This is a genomic window from Streptomyces sp. NPDC051104, assembly GCF_040682835.1.
GTDB classification, from domain to species: Bacteria; Actinomycetota; Actinomycetes; order Streptomycetales; family Streptomycetaceae; genus Streptomyces; species Streptomyces cynarae.
Window position 1 is genome coordinate 266,609 of record NZ_JBFBBS010000005.1, and the last position, 14,848, is coordinate 281,456.

The following is a 14,848-nucleotide window of genomic DNA, read 5'->3' on the forward strand; positions in this document are numbered from 1 at the left end:
GTCTAGAGCGGACGACGCGGGGGCGCCAGGCCCAGGACCCGGTCCTTCAGCGCCGGGAACTGCTCCCTCGTCGTCGCCACCCTCGCCGGGTCGAACTCCACCGTGAGGATCTCCTCCTCCGCGCCCGCCTCGGCGAGGACATCCCCCCACGGATCCACCACGATCGAGTGACCCGCCTGCGGAACTCCCGCATGTGTTCCGGCCGTTCCACACGCAAGGACGTACGCCTGGTTCTCGACCGCCCGCGCCTTGGCCAGAAGCGTCCAGTGGGACCGGCGGCGCTCCGGCCAGCCCGCCGGGATCACGAGCGTCTCGGCCCCCGCGTCCACGAGCGAGCGGAACAGCTCCGGGAAGCGGAGGTCGTAACAGGTCGCCACGCCGACGGTCGTCCCCGGCAGCCGCACCGTCACCGGCTTCGTCCCCGCACCCATCAGCACGGCCTCGCCCTTGTCGAAGCCGAAGCGGTGGATCTTGCGGTAGGACGCGACCGGTTCACCGGAGGGGGAGAAGATGAGAGACGTGTTGTAGAGGGTGCCGTCGGGCGCGCGCTCGGGGATCGAGCCGGCGTGCAGCCACACGCACGCGTCGGCCGCCGCCTTCGCCATCGCCTCGTGGGTCGGCCCTTGAAGCGGCTCGGCCTCGGCGCCGAACCGCTCGTAGGCGAACGCCCCGGTGGTCCACAGCTCGGGCAGCACCACGAGATCGGCTCCGGCTTGATCTCGTACCAGCGAGGCGGCTCGCCGCCGACGCGAATCGACCGATTCGTCCTCGTCCACCCGCATCTGGATCAGGGAGGCGCGCACACTACCACCGTCCTGGTAATCGAGCCTTCTCAACGGGCCTACGATCGTCACACCAAAGCACTGCCGGGGTGCCTCGCAGCAGCGTAACTTAACGTCCCGAGACATCCGCCGACAGCCACCTCCCGCAGTACAACCACCGACAACGCCGTCGACCAACGCCCGTGCACCGACCGCCCGAGGGGTCCCGTTCCGTGAGTCTGCATCCCACTCTTCAGCCCTACGCCGATGCCTGGACCCACTCCATCGAAGCGATATCCGAGCTGGTGCAGCCGCTCGTGGAGGGCGAGTGGAACCGGCGTACACCGTGCCCCGGCTGGTCGGTGCGCGACGTGGTCTCGCATGTCATCGGCATGGACTGCGAGATGCTCGGCGATCCGCGCCCCATCCACACGCTCCCGCGCGACCTGTTCCACGTCACCAACGATCACCAGCGCTACATGGAGATGCAGGTCGACGTCCGCCGCCACCACACGGCGCCGGAGATGACGTCCGAACTCGAGTACACGATCATCCGCCGCAACCGCCAGCTGCGGAACGACTCGCGGGACCCGGGCACCAAGATGCGCGGCCCGCTCGGCACCGAACAGACTCTCGAAGAGGCCATGCGGTACCGCGCGTTCGACGTCTGGGTGCACGAGCAGGACCTGCGCACGGCGCTCGGCCGCCCGGGGAACCTCGACTCCCCGGGCGCGCACATCACCCGGGACGAGCTGCTGGCCGCCCTGCCGGAGGTGGTCGCCAAGGGCGCGGGCGCGCAGCCCGGCTCGGCGGTCGTCATCGACGTGCACGGCCCCGTGGAGTTCCTGCGCACGGTCCGGGTGGACGCGGAGGGACGCGGCTCGATCGACGGCACGCCCTCGCTGGGTCCGGCGGTGACGCTGACGCTCGACTGGGAGACGTACGTCCGCCTGGCCTGCGGTCGGGTGAGCGCGGACGCCGTGGCCGACCGCATCAAGGCGGAGGGCGACCCGGAGCTGACGGCGGCGATCCTGCGCTCGTTCGCGGTGACGAAGTAGACGACGCGGACGGACCCCCGAGCGTCCTGGCGCCCCTCGGGGCCTGCTCAGTCCTCCTCCCGCTCCTTGTCCGCCAGGTGGATCACGCACACGGCCACCGCGATCAGCAGTGCCGGGTCCGCGTCCTCGCGCACGATGTCGACGCCGTACGTCTCACGGACGTGCAGCCAGCGCCGGGAGATCTGGGCGAGCAGCTCGCCGTCGTACTCGATGGCGAACTCGCGGTCGAGGATCTTGCCGCTGACGTCGAGCTCCGTGCCGTCCGCCAGCGAGACGCGGTAGTGGTTGCGCAGCAGGGAAAGCCGCTTGCGCTTGATCGTGGCCAGCCGCTCGCCGTCGCGCTCGATGATCATCGTGTCGCGCAGGGCGAACATCTTCTGGTGGATGTCGATCAGAACGCGCCCCTGCGGGTCCTTCAGCTCGAAGGTGTCCCTCAGCCGCATCGCCTTGCCGTCGACCAGGAAGACCTTGGTGCCGTGCTGGTCCTCGATCCAGTAGTCCTCGCCGATGCCGAGGAGCCGGTCGCGTACAAAAAGTCTCATACGGTCAGAGCTTCCCCCGGCGCGGGCCCGAAACGCCGCCGGTAGGCCGACGGACTGAGCCCGGTCTCAGCCCGGAGCCGGGCCCGCAGGTTGGCGGCCGTGCCGAGGCCGCTGCGCGCGGCGACCACGTCCAGCCGCTCCTCCCCGCGCTCGATCAGCCGGCAGGCGAGGGCTACTCGCTCCCCCGTCAGCCAAGCCAGTGGTGTGGTGCCGAGCTGGGCGCGGAAGCGGCGGTGCAGGGTGGCGGGGCTGACCGCGGCGCGGGCCGCGAGGTCGCCGACGGTGAGCGGTTCGTCCAGCCGCTCCTGGGCCCAGGCCAGCACCGGGGCCAGCGACTCGTCCGGTACGTCCGGCACGGGCCGCTCCACGAACTGCCGCTGTCCCCCGTCGCGGTGCGCGGCGAAGACCAGCCGGCGGGAGACGGCGTTCGCGACCTCGGCGCCGTGGTCGCGGCGTACGACGTGCAGGCCGAGGTCGAGTGCGGAGGCGCTGCCGGAGGCGGTCAGGATGTCGCCATCGTCCACGAACAGTACGTCCGGTTCCAGCCTGACCCCGGGAAACCGCGCCCGGAAGGAATCCGCCCACATCCAGTGGCAGGCCGCCCGCCGACCGTCCAGCAGCCCGGCCTCCGCGATGGTGAACGCGCCGGAGCAGAAGCCGACCAGCCGTGCGCCCCGCGCGTGCGCCCGGCGTACTGCGTCCAGGACCTTCGGGGAGCGCGGGGTGTCGGTGTCGGGCCTGTTCGGCACGATCAGCGTGTCCGCGTCGTCGGCCGCCTCGAGCCCGGCGACGTCGGTGAGCGTGAAGAAGCCGTCCCGCATCCGGATCCTGGGCCCGACCGCGCACAACCGGAAATCGTACAGCTCACGGCCGAGCTCCGGCCGCCGTAGGCCGAACACCTCGATGGCGCAGCTCATCTCGAAGGGGTTCGAGTTCTCGTCCACGACGAGCACGACCCGCTGCCGACGCGACGTCTGAGAGGATCCTTGCGGCATGTGCGATTTCTAGCACTCGTACGGCGGCAGGTCACCCCGCACGATGACGGCATGGAACCCAAGGAACCCGTCTGCCTCACCGCGGCCCTCGCCTCCTTCGCCGAACTGTGGAGCCCGCGCATCGTCACCACCGTCAACGACTACGACGTCCGCGTCGCGAAGGTCGAGGGCGAGCACCTGTGGCACACGCACGACCACACCGACGAGTTCTTCCTCGTGCTCGACGGTGAACTGCACATCGCGCTGCGCGAGCCGGCCGGCGAGCGCACGGTCACCCTTGCCAAGGGCTCGGTCTTCACCGTTCCGCGCGGCACGGAGCACAAGCCGTCCGCGCCCGCCGGGGCATCGATCCTGCTGTTCGAACCCACCGGCACGGTGACGGTCGGCGACCGGCATGAAGAGGTCCCCGACCACGTGGACGCGACGACCGGGCACACCCTGACCTGAGCCGGCCCCGTACCGGCATCCGCCGCCACGGACACGGACGAGTCCCCCGCACGCGCGGCGGGGGACTCGTGGACGGACCGCGGGGGACCGCGTAGGGGCGGACCGGTCTACCGGTAGCCCTCCCGCCTGTCCTGCTCGTCGAGCTCGTCCTCGTCCCAGGACGAGCGCCGGTCCTCGCGGTCGCCCCGCGTGCCGGACCTGCCCGGGTCCTGGTCCGGGTGGTCGGAGCCGCTCATGTCGGGGTCGCGGCGCTTCCGGTCGCGGATCTCCTCGCCGCTCGTCTCACCGCGCTCGCGGTCGCGGTTCGGGCGGCGCATCTGGTCGTCGATGTCACGAGGCATGGAACTGCTCCCTTGCACTGACCCCCCTGTGTGAGACGAGCATCTCTCCGTCACGCCATGTGCGCATCCGGTAGGAGAGCTTGTACGCACAGTCACCGAGTTGTCCACAGGCCCCGCGGCACGCCGACGGCGGATGGCACTCTTGACCCATGAACGACTCCACTTCGCGTCGCGTCCGTGTCCGTGCCCCCGAGCTGATCGGCAAGGGCGGCTGGCTGAACACGGGCGGAGAGCAGTACAGCCTCGCCGACCTGCGAGGACGCATCGTCATCCTCGACTTCTGGAAGTTCACTACGATGCACTGAACTTCCGGAGGACGACGTGCACCATCACACGCTTGCCGACCTGTACCTACGCCTGTCGCTGGACAGGGACGGCAAGACCGCCATTGAGCGCCAGGAAGCCGACTGCCGGGCGTGGGCGGAACGCAACGGGCTCACCGTGCGCAAGGTCCACATTGACCGTGGACGCTCCGGCTACAAGTCGGTCACTCGCAAGGGCTTCGACGCCGCGCTGGCAGCCGTCACGGCTGGTGTCGTCGGCACACTGCTGGTCTGGAAGCTAGACCGGCTCTCCCGCAAGGGCATCGGGGAAGTCGGCGCCGCTCTCGACAGCATTTCCCGCGTCGGCGGACGGCTCGTCTCGGTGGTGGACGGACTCGACACGTCGAACGACAGCGCCCGAGTCACGATCGCTCTGCTCGCTGAGCTTGCCCGCTCGGAGTCGCGCAACATCGGCACCCGCGTCAGCAACGCAAAGCGGTACCTGCGCTCCAAGGGCCAGTGGATCGGCGGTCAGCCGCCTTACGGGCTTGCGGTCGATCCCAGCACCAAGCAACTGATCCACAACCCCGAGACGGCCGTATACGCCCGCCTGATAGCGGACGAGGCACTGTCCGGTACCTCGCTGGTCAACATCGCACGGCTGCTCAACAACCACGAGATAGAGTCCCCGCGCGGTGGCCAGTGGAACGCGGCGAGCATCATGCAGCTTCTTCGCTCCCCGGCATTCGCTGGGCTGATGCCTCAAACCGAGTACACCGAAGCAGCGGACGGCACCCGCAAGTACGGCAGTCGCGTGGTCCCGTATCGCGATCCTGAGACGCTGGACACCGTCCCGATCGGCGAGGGCATCATCACGGTCGGAGAACGAGAGTTGATCGGCAAGCAACTGGAATCGCGCACCTACCCGCATGCTGGCAAGAGGCGGCCCAAGCCGCAGGGTTCCGCGCTACTCACGGGTCTGATCTTCTGCGGCGTGCCCGGATGTGGACGCCGCATGCACCGTGTCGGCGGTTCGTACCAATGCATGGCGCGCCGAGCCGGCAACCAGTGCCCGGGTGCATCGGCTCTCGCTGAGCTTGTGGACGAGTACGTGACCGAGCGGTTTCTTACGCGACTGCCCGCGCTTGAGCCGGATGATCCGCTGCTTGCTGCCATCGCGGACAGGTGGGTCCACCGCGCGGATCCTGAGACGTTCGCCAAGCGGGACGCCATCACCGCTGAGATCAGCGACGAAGAGGCACGGCTCGCCGACTTGGAGGACGCCAGGTATGTCCGTGGTGAGTTCGACGGGCCGGAAGCCGTGGACCGGTACAACCGACTTGCCGCTCGCCTGCGGGGGCGCATCGAGGGACTGCGCGCCAATTTGGAGAAGCTGCCGACACCGGCTGTGGACATCACGCCGATGCTGGACGGTGAGCTATTGCGGGAGGCGTGGGAAGTCTCCGAGGTCCCTGACCGACGCGACCGGCTGACCTTGGCGATAAACCGTGTGGTAGTCAGCAAGGGCAGGCGAGGTGCCCGTTTCGTTGGCGAGGAACGCGTAACGATCGAGTGGGCGGACGTCAGCGAGTAGACGTCGCTCTGAGCGCCTTCACGGGCCGGTGTCGGTCACCCCCGGCGGCGGGCCGTTTGGCGTTCCTGGGAGCGTCTGCGCCCCGAGGGGTTCGCACGGTGACGCGGTGACGAATGACGATGACGGGACTGGTTCCCCATTCCTTCTACAGCGGGATGATTTTTACTCCTCTCTATTCACCTAACCATCGTTTGACCAGGCACTTTGTTACTCTCTAGGGCCACCTGTTGGGTGGTCACTGAGTCACCTATGACCACCTGGCTTGCAAGACAGCGGGGGCGATAGGGGCTGAAACATCACTTGTAAAAGAATTTGAGGACTTTGGGTAAGTACATCGATGACGTGACCGCTCGCCGCGCATTGGAGATCGCAGCACGGCACGCCGACAGGGCCGGGATGTCCCTGCCGTTCGTGTGGTCGGGGGCGCAGTGGACGACGCCAGGCGGGGAGTGGCGGGATTGGCCGTTGATCCGGCGTGGCATAGGTGAGTGGCTGCGCGCTGTAGCAACGGGGCTGGACGCCGCCGAGTCGGACGCAGGGCGCCGCGAGGAGCTACGGCGACACATGCACGATGCGCGTTTCGCTGCCTTCCATGCGACCGATCCAGACGACAAGCAGTGGCACACGGACGTGGCCAACGGGTTGGCCCGTGACCTTGAAGCCATCCCAGCCTCTGCCCACATTGCTCCCGCCCTGGTGCGTGACATAGGCACTGTGGCGTCTGAGATCGAGTCCGCTTCCGACGCTCGCGCTACTCAACTCCTTTCGCTGGCTTCACAGTTCGATGCGTTCCGCGCTTCACTGAATGATCCTGCCGCGTGGGTCAGGCGTCTGGGTACTGCGCCCCACAGTGTGCACGTCCGCACGTCTGCTGTCTGGGAAGCCTTCGCCACTGCGGAACCGGTCTTGTCTCGTTCTCTGGGCACGGTCACGTGCAAGCGCGCCTTGTTCGCTGCGATGGATAAGCGCTTCGGTGCGCGCCGGAAGCTCTCGGGGTACGAGGGTTGGCGCGGCGTGGCGCTGCTGGACGTTGGTGTCCCGTCTTAAACGATCTGGCCCGGCCCAGACCTGTGAATTGGTGCGACCAGATCAGTTGAGACGTGAGCATGCTGAGGATCTCGATTGATCTGGTCCCGGGTGACTGGGTGCCGGACGTCGTCCCAGCTGATCTGGTCCGCCGTTACGCGTCTCGGTCGGCTTCCTGAGCTGCGCGTTCCAGCCGGCTCCGATAGTTCTCCCACCACGCCGAGTCGCCCGGCGCCATGCTGTCGTTGCCCTTGTTCATCCCAACGGCGCCGTCTATGAGCTCCCGGATGATGTCGGCGTGCCCGGCGTGCCGGTGCGTATCAGCAATCACGCGCACTACGGCATGATGCAACGTCACCTCGTCCCTGCCGTTGGGCCACCACGGCACCCTGCCGATCGTGTCCAGCGCCAGCGCGTCGATCGTCGCGTTCGCATGAGCCCACGCTCGGCGGTAAAGCGCCACGATGTGCTCGCGTGATTCGTCGGCGGTGGCCCACATGTCCGCGTTGGTCTCAGCACCGTCTTCGAGCCAGGGCAGCGGCTCGCCGGACGGCCGTCCGAAGGTGTCGCCGAGGTAACCCAGCTCCACGCTGGCCACGTGTTTAACCAGGCCCAGGAGGTTGGTGCCGGTCGGCGTCAGCGGGCGGCGGACGTCGTACTCCGAGAGCCCTTCGAGCTTCCACAGCAGGGCATCACGAGCGGACTGTAGGTAGAAGTGAAGGTCAGCCTTGGGATCCGATGCGGTCATGGGGGCCAGTCTGCCGCTCGCGCGATCTTTGTTCACCGCCTTTTCCACCGCTCGCGGCGAACCAGATCATCTGCCACGACGAGCGAATCGCAGGTCACTTGAGACAGGGAGCAGATGGACAGAGATGGGACAGTTCGGGCCAGCGCGTGACCCGTGTTGCTGTGAGTGATCACCGGCGGATGTCTATCAAATATGGTTATTGAGACGGTGGCCGTGAGCCGATTCGAGGGATGCTTTCGGTGTTCAAAAACCGTCTCAGAACATGCTCGAGAGGCTTGATGTTTTGAGACGATTTGTGAGACGATCTCGGTATGGCGACGACGAAGCACACCGGAACCCTCATCGGCTACCAGCGAGTCAGCACCAACACGCAGGACGCGCAGCTTCAGGCGGACGCTCTCGCTGAGGCAGGATGCGCCCGCATCTTCGAGGACAAGGCGTCGGGCAAGAACGCCGACCGTGCCGGGCTGCTCGCTGCTCTCGACTACATGCGGGAGGGCGACACCCTCACCGTGTGGAAGCTGGATCGGTTGGGCCGTTCCACCAAGGACGTGCTCACGATCGCCGAGGACCTGCACGCCCGGGGGATTGCGCTGCGGATTCTGACGGGCACGCTGGCCGGTAGCTACTCCCCGAAGGGTGAGGGCAAGTTCTTCTTCACGATGATGGTTGCCTTTGCGGAGCTGGAGCGAGACATGATCGTTGAGCGGACCCGCGCCGGGCTGGACGCTGCCAAGGCTCAGGGTCGGACCGGCGGGCGGCCCACCGTAATGGATACTGACAAGCTCGCTGCGGCCAAGGCGCGTAAGGCCAAGGGGGAGAGCGTCACGGCCATTGCAAAGGCGCTCAACGTGTCCCGCGCGACGCTGTACCGGGCGCTTGCCGACACGGAGTGACCCGGCCCCATTTGAGAGACCGTCTACCCGTCATGGTGGACGGTCTTTCGCGTGTCTGGGCATGGGGGGTGGGTCAATCTCTGAGCGAGCGCACCCCATGGACCCGGCCCCCAGGTCCGCGCGCAGCGCCGCGAAATTACGACCAGGGGGTCTACCGGGGTCGGATCGCTACACGTCCCGGCCAGAGCGCAGCTCATCATGAAAGGCTGCGCAGTATGGACGGTCCGTCTGAGAACCCAGAGCTCTGGGCGTTCCTGGAATCACTGCACCGTGGCGACCGCCTTTCCGGCGCTGTCGCAGCGATCGAGCAGTTCGGCGTGTTCGTGGCGCTGGACGACGGCCCCAGCCACCCGGTCTTCCCCGGCGTCGGGTTCATCACGATGCCCGAGTTGTCCTGGCGGCGCTTCGAAACAGCTTCCGACGTCGTGCAGGTCGGACAGCGCGTCTCATGTGAATTCCTCCAGTTCGACACAACGAATCTGGAGGCCAGGCTGTCCCTGCGAGCGACACAGCCAGACCCCTTCCAGGCGTTCGCCGACCGCATTGCGGTGGGACAGCAACTCCACGGACCGGTCACCGAGCTGGTCCCATTCGGCGTCTTCGTTCGGGTCGCCGACGGAATCGAGGGACTGGTCCACCTGCGAGAGCTCACCTCGGCGCCCGTGGAATCCCCGTCCGATGTCGTCCAGACCGGCGACGAGGTCACGGTCGTCGTCACCGAAATCGACCGAGAGCGACGCAGGCTGGCCCTCTCCCGACGACAGGTCTCATCCGACGACGTCTGACACGGGTCGGTGCGCGTGGCCCTGCTCACAGCCACCTCGGGCCGGATACCTTCCGTCGGATGGCACCCTTGATCCCATGACCGACGCCTCACCCGCCCCGCGCGCCCGTGCCCGTGTTCGTGCTCCCGAGCTGATCGGCAAGGGTGGCTGGCTCAACACCGGCGGCGAAAATCTCTCCCTTGCCGACCTGCGAGGTAAGTGCGTCGTCGTAGACTTCTGGACGTTCTGCTGCATCAACTGCCTGCACGTCCTGGACGAGCTGCGCGAGCTGGAGCAGAAGCACCGCGACACCGTGGTGATCATCGGCGTGCACTCTCCGAAGTTCGTCCACGAGGCGGAGCACCAGGCGGTGGTGGACGCGGTGGAGCGGTACGGGGTGGAGCACCCGGTCCTCGACGACCCGGAGCTCGCCACCTGGAAGCAGTACGCCGTCCGGGCCTGGCCCACGCTGGTCGTCATCGACCCCGAGGGGTATGTGGTCGCCCAGCACGCGGGTGAGGGCCATGCCCATGCGATCGCCCGGCTTGTCGAGGAGCTGGAGGAGGAGCACGCGGCCAAGGGCACGCTGCGCCGGGGCGACGGCCCGTACGTGGCACCGGAGCCCGAGCCCACGACCCTCCGCTTCCCCGGCAAGGCGCTCCTGCTGCCGTCCGGCTCCTTCCTGGTCAGCGACACCACCCGGCACCAGCTGGTGGAGCTGGCGGCGGACGGCGAGACGGTGGTGCGGCGCATCGGTTCCGGCGTACGGGGCTTCGCGGACGGCCCGGCTGGGACGGCGAGCTTCAGCGAGCCGCAGGGCCTGGCGCTGCTCGATGAGGGAGCGGTGGTCGTCGCGGACACCGTGAACCACGCGCTGCGCCGCCTGGACCTGGCGACCGGCGAGGTCAGCACGCTGGCGGGCACCGGCAAGCAGTGGTGGCAGGGTTCGCCGACATCGGGGCCGGCGCGGGAGGTGGACCTCTCCTCGCCGTGGGACGTGGCGGTCTTCGGCGGCCGGGTGTGGATCGCCATGGCGGGTGTGCACCAGCTGTGGACGTACGACCCGGCCACGGCCACGGTCGCGGTGGCGGCCGGCACCACGAACGAGGGGCTGGTGGACGGCCCGGGCGCCGAGGCCTGGTTCGCGCAGCCGTCGGGGCTCGCGGTGTCGCCCGAAGGGGAGCGGCTGTGGCTGGCGGACTCCGAGACGAGCGCCCTGCGCTGGGTGGACCGGGACGGCGCGGTGCACACGGCGGTCGGGACGGGGCTGTTCGACTTCGGGCACCGGGACGGCGCGGCGGAACAGGCACTTCTCCAGCACCCGCTGGGGGTGACGGCGCTGCCGGACGGCTCGGTGGCGGTCAGCGACACCTACAACCACGCGCTGCGGCGCTACGACCCGGCGACGGGTGAGGTGAGCACGCTGGCGACGGATCTGCGGGAGCCGTCGGACGCGGTGCTCGTCGGCGAGGACATCGTGGTGGTGGAGTCGGCCCGGCACCGGTTGACCCGGCTGCGGTTGCCGGAGGAGGCGGTGCAGGTCGCCGCGGTCGCGCACCGCACGCAGCGCGCGGCGACCGAGGTCACCCCCGGGAAGCTCCGACTCGACGTGGTCTTCCAGGCCCCGGCCGGCCAGAAGCTGGACACGCGCTACGGACCGTCGACCCGCCTGCTGGTCTCCTCGACCCCGCCGGAGCTGCTGCTGAAGGGTGAGGGCGCCGACACGGACCTCGCGCGCGAGCTGGAGCTGAACCCGGCGATATCCGAGGGTGTCCTGCACGTCTCGGCGATGGCGGCGTCCTGCGACGACGACCCGGCCAACGAATACCCGGCGTGCCATGTCCACCAGCAGGACTGGGGCGTCCCGGTCCGCCTCACCGAGGGCGGGACGGACCGGCTGCCGCTGGTCCTGGCGGGGATGGACGACAACCGGTAGGCGGGCGGCCCGAGCGTTCCCCGGGCGCGGGAGTTCCGGCCGGCACGTCCCCGGGTCCGAGCGTTCCCGGGCTGGGGAGTCCCGGCCCGAGCGTCTCCGGGTCCGAGCGTTCCCGGGCTGGGGAGTCCCGGCCCGACCGCCCGAGCGTCCCCGGGCCCGAGCGTCCCCCAGGCGCGGGCAGCCGCGCCCGGGGGACGGGATGGCATCGGTGGACGGGTGTCAGCGGCGGCGCGGGCGCGGCGCCAGCTTGAACAGGGCCACTCCGGCCGCCACCAGCGTGGTGGCCGCCACCATCAGCGCCATGCTGTTCATCCACAGGCCGGTGGCGGCCAGTGTGGCGCCGCCCGCGCCAGTGCTGCCGACGCCTATCACTCTTCCGTACATCGTCGAATCTCCTTGGGGCGTTGGTGCGAGGGGTGGGGGGGGCGGGCTCAGGTGGCCACCCACTTCTCCTCGCTGCGGCGCACGAGGCCCCACAGCGAGGTGAAGTAGACGGCGTGCTGGAACAGGTCGTAGAGCATCTCGGGAACCATCAGCGCGGCCACCAGGACGGCCAGAGGCCCGGCGCGGCGAACGGAGACGGTCTTCTCGACCACGAAGATCAGGCCGATGGCGGTCCAGAACGGCGACAGTCCGGGCCAGCCGTACATGGTCGTGTAGGTGCTCATGAAGATCAGGTAGACGAGGAAGGAGAGTGCCCCGAACCCCATCAGGAACTGCTGCATGAAGTAGCGGGCGGTGACCCGGGTCCAGCCGTAGTCGCGCAGGTTCTCCAGAGCGCCGCGCTGCCAGCGCAGGCGCTGGTGCCAGAGCTTGCGCAGGGTGGGCATGACCTCGGTGGTGACCGCGCAGCCGGCCGGGGACATGGCGCGGTAGCCGAGGGTCTTGACCGCCTTGGTCATCTCGTCGTCCTCGGTGAGCGAGGCCAGGCTGTAGTAGCCGTCGCCGCCACCGATCAGCCCGGACAGGCGGGCGGCCCGGACATCGCGCAGCACCCGGGCGCGGAACATGGTGCCGGTTCCGGTGAGTACCTGGGCCCTGCCGCCGGTGCGCTCGACTTCCCAGGCGTAGCGGTGGAACTCCATGCGGCTGCAGCAGACCGAGGAATCCGCCGCCCGGTTCGCCGTAGAAGACGCCGCCGACCGCGCCCACCTTGCGGTTGAAGGTGCTCATGGCGGTCTCGTTGAACCAGGGGTTGAGGACCGTGTCCGCGTCCTGCACGAGCAGGAGGTCGCGGTCGTCGAGGTGGGGGAGTATCCAGTCGATGGCCTGGTTGAGGGGGCCCGCCTTCTTGTGGGTGTTGCCCCGGGTGTGGAAGACCTGCGCGCCGTGGGCGGCCGCGACGGCGGCGGTGTCGTCGGTGCAGTTGTCGGCGACCACCACGATCAGATCGGGGCGGCGGGTCTGGCGCCACAGACCGTCGATGGCGGCGGCTATACGTTCCTGCTCGTTGTGGGCAGGGATCAGAACGGTCAGATGCGGTCTGCCGCCCGTTGCCGCCGGGTCGTGCACGGCAGGAGCCCCCCGTCGTGATGCTGTGGCGCGCCCGGCACCTCACCCCCGGGCGCTCATGACGCCACAGTCTTCACGCTTTTCACACAAGACGACAAGATGCCTCTGGTAACGGAATAGCCAACGTTGTCTGTTGTCGTCCCGAGGCCGCCGCATCGTCCCTTGCGCGCCGTACGTGGGCTACGCGCCGTACACGCCTTACCTGGCTTACAGCCGTATACAGCCGTTACGGCCTCACGGTCCCCAGCCCTTACGGCCCTCAACCCTTACGGCAGTTCCAGCCCTTACACGCCGTATCCATCGGTGTAGCCGTCGCCGCGGTGGTGCCGGTTCTCCTCGACGACGGTCGTCGGGGGCGGCACGACGACCCGCCTGCGGCGGTAGATGCCGCTGAAGGTGGTCACTCCTATCAGCCCGACGATCATGAGTATGACGCCGACCAAGTGGATGTTGACGCCTTGCATGTGCCAGTCGGTCGCAAACGCGAGGATGGCCCCCACGGCGATCAGGATGATGCATCCACCCAGGCCCATGAGTCCTGCCCTCCCTGTGGGTCCGGTCCTTCCGGCCCCGAACCCGGGTACCCGGGACATCCGTGGACATGCCGGGACGATCGGCGGGCGGGCGGGAGTGTCAGCCCTCCAGAAACGCCGTCAGGGCGTTGGCCAGGAGATACGGGTCCTTCGCGCCGCACAGTTCGCGGGCGCTGTGCATCGACAGGATCGCCGCGCCGATGTCCACCGTCTTGATGCCGTGGCGGGCGGCGGTGATGGGGCCGATGGTGGTGCCGCAGGGCATCGCGTTGTTCGAGACGAAGGTCTGGAAGGGCACGTCCGCCTTCTCGCAGGCCGCGGCGAACAGCGCGCGCCCCGAACCGTCGGTGGCGTAGCGGTTGTTGACGTTCACCTTGAGGATCGGCCCGCCGTTCGCGCGCGGGTGGTGCGTCGGGTCGTGCCGCTCCGCGTAGTTGGGGTGGACGGCGTGCCCGGTGTCGGAGGACAGGCAGACCGTGCCGGCGAAGGCCCGCGCCCGGTCCTCGTAGGAGCCGCCCCGGGCGAACACCGAGCGCTCCAGGACCGACCCGAGCAGCGGGCCGTCGGCGCCGGTGTCCGACTGCGAGCCGTTCTCCTCGTGGTCGAAGGCCGCGAGCACCGGGATGGACGACAGGACGGCGTCGGCGCCGGCGACGGCCGCGAGCGCCGCGGTGCCCGCGTGCACGGACAGCAGGTTGTCCATGCGCGGACCCGCCACCAGCTCCTTGTCCCGGCCCAGGCAGGCCGGCGGCTCCACCGAGTGGGTCATCAGGTCCCAGCCGGTCACGTCACCGGCGGCGAGCCCCAGCTCCTGCTCCAGGAACGCGATCAGGTCGCCGTCGCGCACGTCGTCGCCCAGGCCCCAGATGGGCTGGAGGTGGCGCTGCTTGTCCAGCTTCAGGCCCTCGTTGGAGACCGAGCGGTCCAGGTGGATGGCCAGCTGCGGTACGCGCAGCAGCGGTCGGTCGATGTTCACCAGGCGCGTCGAGCCGTCGCGCAGGGTCAGCCGGCCGGCCAGGCCGAGGTCCCGGTCGAGCCAGGAGTTGAGCAGGGGGCCGCCGTAGATCTCCACCGCGATCTGCCGCCAGCCGTGCGCGCCGCTGTCCGGTCGCGGCTTGACCCGCAGGTTCGGCGAGTCGGTGTGTGCGCCCACGATCCGGAACGGGGTGTGCGGATCGGCGCCCTCGGGGACGTACCAGGCGATGATCGCGCCGCCGCGCAGCACGTACCGGCCGCCGGACGTGCCGTCCCAGGCGTCCGTCTCCGAGACCTGCCGGAAGCCGGCCTTCTCCAGTCGTTCGGCGGCGCCTGCCACGGCGTGGTACGGCGACGGGCTCGCCGCCAGGAAGGACATGAGGTCGTCGGTGTGGCCGCGGTCGAAGCGCGCACTTGTGCTCATGGGTTCACCTTAACGACGGAGGAGGGCCCGCTC

At 68.8% G+C, this 14,848-nt stretch carries 16 protein-coding genes and 1 pseudogene; 8 read left to right on the top strand and 9 right to left on the bottom strand.

Features of this window, described 5'->3' with window-relative positions; translation table 11 throughout:
- Window positions 1–2: 2 nt before the first annotated feature.
- Window positions 3–803: a carbon-nitrogen family hydrolase gene (locus AB0N14_RS11015; RefSeq protein ID WP_366025403.1), complete on the bottom strand. Its 801-nt coding sequence runs from the start codon at window positions 801–803 to the stop codon at window positions 3–5.
- A 191-nt stretch (window positions 804–994) separates the two neighbouring features.
- Between AB0N14_RS11015 and AB0N14_RS11020 the strand changes: the two genes are divergently transcribed.
- Window positions 995–1,819: a maleylpyruvate isomerase family mycothiol-dependent enzyme gene (locus AB0N14_RS11020; protein WP_366025355.1), complete on the top strand. Its 825-nt coding sequence runs from the start codon at window positions 995–997 to the stop codon at window positions 1,817–1,819.
- A 47-nt stretch (window positions 1,820–1,866) separates the two neighbouring features.
- Here the strand turns inward: AB0N14_RS11020 and AB0N14_RS11025 are convergent, their stop codons facing one another.
- On the bottom strand, window positions 1,867–2,361 hold the full coding sequence (locus AB0N14_RS11025) for an LURP-one-related family protein (protein ID WP_366025356.1): 495 nt from the start codon (window positions 2,359–2,361) through the stop codon (window positions 1,867–1,869).
- Window positions 2,358–3,356, bottom strand: a complete 999-nt coding sequence (locus AB0N14_RS11030) for a helix-turn-helix domain-containing protein (protein WP_366025357.1) — start codon at window positions 3,354–3,356, stop codon at window positions 2,358–2,360. Before AB0N14_RS11030 ends, AB0N14_RS11025 begins: the two co-directional genes overlap by 4 nt.
- A 51-nt stretch (window positions 3,357–3,407) precedes the next feature.
- On the opposite strand from AB0N14_RS11030, the gene AB0N14_RS11035 reads away from it, so the two are divergent.
- Complete coding sequence (locus AB0N14_RS11035; RefSeq protein ID WP_366025358.1) at window positions 3,408–3,803, top strand: cupin domain-containing protein; 396 nt, start codon at window positions 3,408–3,410, stop codon at window positions 3,801–3,803.
- 107 nt (window positions 3,804–3,910) lie between these two features.
- On the opposite strand, the gene AB0N14_RS11040 is transcribed toward AB0N14_RS11035, so the two are convergent.
- Entirely contained in the window at window positions 3,911–4,144 is a 234-nt protein-coding gene (locus AB0N14_RS11040) for a hypothetical protein (protein WP_366025359.1), read from the bottom strand.
- 149 nt (window positions 4,145–4,293) lie between these two features.
- Here AB0N14_RS11040 and AB0N14_RS11045 point away from each other — a divergent pair, with 149 nt between their 5' ends.
- The 3 genes from AB0N14_RS11045 (at window position 4,294) to AB0N14_RS11055 (ending at window position 7,048) form a co-directional block, all read left to right on the top strand.
- Complete coding sequence (locus tag AB0N14_RS11045; RefSeq protein WP_366025360.1) at window positions 4,294–4,449, top strand: hypothetical protein; 156 nt, start codon at window positions 4,294–4,296, stop codon at window positions 4,447–4,449.
- Between the two features lie 16 nt (window positions 4,450–4,465).
- The gene (locus AB0N14_RS11050) at window positions 4,466–6,001 is read left to right on the top strand and encodes a recombinase family protein (RefSeq protein ID WP_366025361.1); all 1,536 of its coding nucleotides are present in this window, start codon (window positions 4,466–4,468) and stop codon (window positions 5,999–6,001) included.
- A 564-nt stretch (window positions 6,002–6,565) separates the two neighbouring features.
- Window positions 6,566–7,048, top strand: a complete 483-nt coding sequence (locus AB0N14_RS11055; RefSeq protein WP_366025362.1) for a hypothetical protein — start codon at window positions 6,566–6,568, stop codon at window positions 7,046–7,048.
- A 133-nt stretch (window positions 7,049–7,181) separates the two neighbouring features.
- Here the strand turns inward: AB0N14_RS11055 and AB0N14_RS11060 are convergent, their stop codons facing one another.
- Complete coding sequence (locus tag AB0N14_RS11060; protein ID WP_366025363.1) at window positions 7,182–7,775, bottom strand: DinB family protein; 594 nt, start codon at window positions 7,773–7,775, stop codon at window positions 7,182–7,184.
- Between the two features lie 311 nt (window positions 7,776–8,086).
- On the opposite strand from AB0N14_RS11060, the gene AB0N14_RS11065 reads away from it, so the two are divergent.
- The 3 genes from AB0N14_RS11065 to AB0N14_RS11075 all read left to right on the top strand — a co-directional run bounded on the left by AB0N14_RS11065 (window position 8,087) and on the right by AB0N14_RS11075 (window position 11,371).
- Entirely contained in the window at window positions 8,087–8,671 is a 585-nt protein-coding gene (locus AB0N14_RS11065) for a recombinase family protein (RefSeq protein WP_366025364.1), read from the top strand.
- A gap of 215 nt (window positions 8,672–8,886) precedes the next feature.
- Window positions 8,887–9,456, top strand: a complete 570-nt coding sequence (locus AB0N14_RS11070) for a S1 RNA-binding domain-containing protein (protein ID WP_366025365.1) — start codon at window positions 8,887–8,889, stop codon at window positions 9,454–9,456.
- A gap of 76 nt (window positions 9,457–9,532) precedes the next feature.
- A complete protein-coding gene (locus AB0N14_RS11075; protein ID WP_366025366.1) occupies window positions 9,533–11,371 on the top strand; it encodes an NHL domain-containing thioredoxin family protein in 1,839 nt (612 codons plus the stop codon).
- Between the two features lie 219 nt (window positions 11,372–11,590).
- Here AB0N14_RS11075 and AB0N14_RS11080 read toward each other — a convergent pair whose 3' ends face one another.
- The 4 genes and pseudogenes from AB0N14_RS11080 to AB0N14_RS11095 all read right to left on the bottom strand — a co-directional run bounded on the left by AB0N14_RS11080 (window position 11,591) and on the right by AB0N14_RS11095 (window position 14,815).
- Entirely contained in the window at window positions 11,591–11,755 is a 165-nt protein-coding gene (locus tag AB0N14_RS11080) for a hypothetical protein (protein WP_366025367.1), read from the bottom strand.
- Between the two features lie 47 nt (window positions 11,756–11,802).
- Window positions 11,803–12,883: pseudogene (locus tag AB0N14_RS11085) on the bottom strand (glycosyltransferase family 2 protein).
- A gap of 284 nt (window positions 12,884–13,167) precedes the next feature.
- Window positions 13,168–13,416 carry a DUF6458 family protein gene (locus AB0N14_RS11090; RefSeq protein WP_103839426.1) on the bottom strand — a complete coding sequence of 83 codons (249 nt, stop codon included), beginning with the start codon at window positions 13,414–13,416 and terminating at the stop codon, window positions 13,168–13,170.
- A 100-nt stretch (window positions 13,417–13,516) separates the two neighbouring features.
- On the bottom strand, window positions 13,517–14,815 hold the full coding sequence (locus AB0N14_RS11095; RefSeq protein ID WP_366025368.1) for a M18 family aminopeptidase: 1,299 nt from the start codon (window positions 14,813–14,815) through the stop codon (window positions 13,517–13,519).
- Window positions 14,816–14,848: the final 33 nt, after the last annotated feature.

What these genes read in the sequence shown, in the direction of transcription:
- AB0N14_RS11025 (WP_366025356.1), bottom strand. Translation starts at nt 2,361, where the DNA reads ATGAGACTTTTTGTACGCGACCGGCTCCTCGGCATCGGCGAGGACTAC.
- AB0N14_RS11030 (WP_366025357.1), bottom strand. Translation starts at nt 3,356, where the DNA reads ATGCCGCAAGGATCCTCTCAGACGTCGCGTCGGCAGCGGGTCGTGCTC.
- AB0N14_RS11035 (WP_366025358.1), top strand. Translation starts at nt 3,408, where the DNA reads ATGGAACCCAAGGAACCCGTCTGCCTCACCGCGGCCCTCGCCTCCTTC.
- AB0N14_RS11040 (WP_366025359.1), bottom strand. Translation starts at nt 4,144, where the DNA reads ATGCCTCGTGACATCGACGACCAGATGCGCCGCCCGAACCGCGACCGC.
- AB0N14_RS11045 (WP_366025360.1), top strand. Translation starts at nt 4,294, where the DNA reads ATGAACGACTCCACTTCGCGTCGCGTCCGTGTCCGTGCCCCCGAGCTG.
- AB0N14_RS11055 (WP_366025362.1), top strand. Translation starts at nt 6,566, where the DNA reads ATGCACGATGCGCGTTTCGCTGCCTTCCATGCGACCGATCCAGACGAC.
- AB0N14_RS11060 (WP_366025363.1), bottom strand. Translation starts at nt 7,775, where the DNA reads ATGACCGCATCGGATCCCAAGGCTGACCTTCACTTCTACCTACAGTCC.
- AB0N14_RS11065 (WP_366025364.1), top strand. Translation starts at nt 8,087, where the DNA reads ATGGCGACGACGAAGCACACCGGAACCCTCATCGGCTACCAGCGAGTC.
- AB0N14_RS11070 (WP_366025365.1), top strand. Translation starts at nt 8,887, where the DNA reads ATGGACGGTCCGTCTGAGAACCCAGAGCTCTGGGCGTTCCTGGAATCA.
- AB0N14_RS11075 (WP_366025366.1), top strand. Translation starts at nt 9,533, where the DNA reads ATGACCGACGCCTCACCCGCCCCGCGCGCCCGTGCCCGTGTTCGTGCT.
- AB0N14_RS11080 (WP_366025367.1), bottom strand. Translation starts at nt 11,755, where the DNA reads ATGTACGGAAGAGTGATAGGCGTCGGCAGCACTGGCGCGGGCGGCGCC.
- AB0N14_RS11090 (WP_103839426.1), bottom strand. Translation starts at nt 13,416, where the DNA reads ATGGGCCTGGGTGGATGCATCATCCTGATCGCCGTGGGGGCCATCCTC.
- AB0N14_RS11095 (WP_366025368.1), bottom strand. Translation starts at nt 14,815, where the DNA reads ATGAGCACAAGTGCGCGCTTCGACCGCGGCCACACCGACGACCTCATG.